This is a genomic window from Pseudonocardia sp. NPDC049154, from assembly GCF_040648315.1.
Classification (GTDB): Bacteria; Actinomycetota; Actinomycetes; order Mycobacteriales; family Pseudonocardiaceae; genus Pseudonocardia.
Map to the genome: position 1 here is coordinate 1 of NZ_JBEZDN010000253.1, position 2,279 is coordinate 2,279.

General features: G+C 68.0%; 3 protein-coding genes. 2 read left to right on the top strand and 1 reads right to left on the bottom strand.

Going from position 1 to position 2,279, the window contains the following annotated elements:
• Positions 1–198 precede the first annotated feature (198 nt).
• Both AB0B41_RS43085 and AB0B41_RS43090 read left to right on the top strand, forming a co-directional pair.
• Entirely contained in the window at positions 199–513 is a 315-nt protein-coding gene (locus AB0B41_RS43085; RefSeq protein WP_358213005.1) for a hypothetical protein, read from the top strand.
• A 355-nt stretch (positions 514–868) separates the two neighbouring features.
• Positions 869–1,081, top strand: a complete 213-nt coding sequence (locus tag AB0B41_RS43090) for a hypothetical protein (RefSeq protein WP_358213007.1) — start codon at positions 869–871, stop codon at positions 1,079–1,081.
• A gap of 834 nt (positions 1,082–1,915) precedes the next feature.
• Here AB0B41_RS43090 and AB0B41_RS43095 read toward each other — a convergent pair.
• A complete protein-coding gene (locus AB0B41_RS43095) occupies positions 1,916–2,245 on the bottom strand; it encodes a transposase (RefSeq protein ID WP_358213009.1) in 330 nt (109 codons plus the stop codon).
• Positions 2,246–2,279 lie beyond the last annotated feature (34 nt).

Sequence of the window (2,279 nt, forward strand, 5' to 3'; positions counted from 1 at the left end):
TCATCAACTTCTCGGGGCCCGCCTCAGCGCAGCGACACGACCCGACTCCCGCGGTCGGTCACGCCCTCACCTGCACTCCATTCCCGGAAGAGCCCTGATAGGCCGGGCGGCGGTCCCAAGCAAGAAACGGAGTTTCTCGCCAGCACGCTTGAGGTGACGAGTGGCGGCACCGAGTACGTAGAGCCGGGCAGGATCGCGATGCCGGTTCTGACTGCAGACAGCCAACATCTGCCGCACCTGCAACTGGCCGACTTAGTGGTAGCCGCGACCACGGCGGCCGTGGCTGGCGTCCCAGCCGGCCTTCATCTGAAAGACCAGCTTCGCGCGCTCGCTCACCGACACGCGCTTGGCGATCTGAACGGTGCCGGTCTGGTCCTTTTTCCGGACTACGTGAACCTCTATTATTGGGCGCTGGGGGAGGGAAGCTGGTCCAAGGTCGGCAGGATGTCCGGCTGGACGCTTCCGGCGCCGAAGCTTGATTGGGGCGCGAGTGACGGGCTGAGCCTGCGGTAGCCGTGGCCCGACGCTCGGCCTTCTCGACTGAAGCTCGTGACCAAGAACGGTCATCGCCCTGGAACCCGCTGGTTCGGCAGAGTCCTCTCAGCTCCTGGAGAGCTTGCCGCCCCGTGCCGCCAATCGGTAGGCAGGAGCGCATCTGTCATAATATAGATTATCGGCTTCGAATGGACGGGAGTTGCAGTAGATGCAAGTACTCCCGTCCGGCTGCGATGTCACGATCGCTGCAGGTGGTGGCCGGTGGGCGCGGGTAGCCCGTGCGCGTGCCGCTGGGTCCGGAGCTGCCGCCGCGACGCAGGTCGCTGTAGGTTTCCTGCATTAGATGCAGGATTCCACGGCGTGAGGTGGCTGGGTGGACGCTGTGCCGGGGTTCGTGCCGCGGGTGCTGCGCGACAGCAGCGTCGGGCTGTTCCGGGCCGAGGATCGGGTCTTCGAGGCCATGGTGGACGGCTGGCGGGCGCAGATGCTGGCCCGCGGGCTGGTCACGGCGACCATCGAGACACGGACGCGGCTGGTCGTCGTGCCTTCACGAAGGTCGAGCTACAGCGTCTATTCGATCACCTAGATGATCTCATAGACCGCGAGCACGCTGCGGGAAGCAAGCGCTGGCTGCCGTTGCTGCGCGACTCGATCGCCTTCAAGGTCTGCTATGCGTTCGGGCTGCGCCGGCGCGAGGTCACGATGCTCGAGCTGGCCGATTTCGGGCCCAACCCGCACGTCCCCGCCTACGCCGGCTATCTTCTCCGACCTCGACCTGGGCGGGCCGCTCGCGCCCGCTCCACCTGTTACCGCAGCTGCCGTCACGACGCCGACTCTATCGCCTCAGACGTCGGGCGGACGGGCGTCGAGCCGCCCCCGCAGTCGGAGAATTCCTGTTGTCGCGTGGTCGCGGGGCCCTGCGGCCGCGCGGCCGGCCACCGTCTTGTCGGCACACCAGCGGTCGCGTTCCTCGATGCCCCGGCCCAGGTAGGCGCCGAGCCCCCCGCAATACCTCGCGCTCACTGGTGTCGGGCGCCGGGAGGGCCACACCGTCGCCGCGGTCGCCCCCCGGCGCCTGTCCAAGCTCCCCTGCTGCCCGGGGGCTCATCGCGGCCTGTCATCTCGCGGAGCGTGCCACGGCTCCTACGCGCACCTCCCCGAGTTCTTCGGCGGGGTGCGGACGTGGTCCTACCGGGGTGGGTCGCAAGCCGAAGTACTGCGGGCAGACCGTTGATGGGGTCCCGCACACCCGGCTGACCGCTTACAAGGTGGCGAACGGGCAGCTGACGCTGCCCGCGCCCGGCTCCCGGGGCGGAAGTGACGGCGAGACGGCGACTCCCAGGCCGGTGTCGTTGGCGCGCATGACGATCGAGGCTGTCAACGGCCAATTCTTGGTGGCTCTGGCACAGATTGCGTGATCTCAGCTGCTCAGGAGGACACGGCGGCGGAGGTGATTGAAGGTGGCGCGTCCGAACATCTGTCGCTTGATCGCCTTAATGCGGGTGACGTTGCCTTCGACGGCGCCGGAGCTCCAGGCCAGGGTGAGCCCGGCGCGGACGGCGTCGTAGTCCTTGACCAGGCCGTCGGCGAAGCCGCGGAGCGCGGCGATGCCGCTGTTCTGAGCGTCGGTGATCCATCCGTCGATGCGGTCGCCGCGGCGTTCACGGCCGAGGCGTGCGAACTCACAGGTGAGCTTGGCCCCTGAGGCCGGACACCTCCTCTGAGGCGGACCTCGTCCGCCGGGAAGGATGTCGTTCGTGCCCGCTTCTCACCCGCCGGAGTTC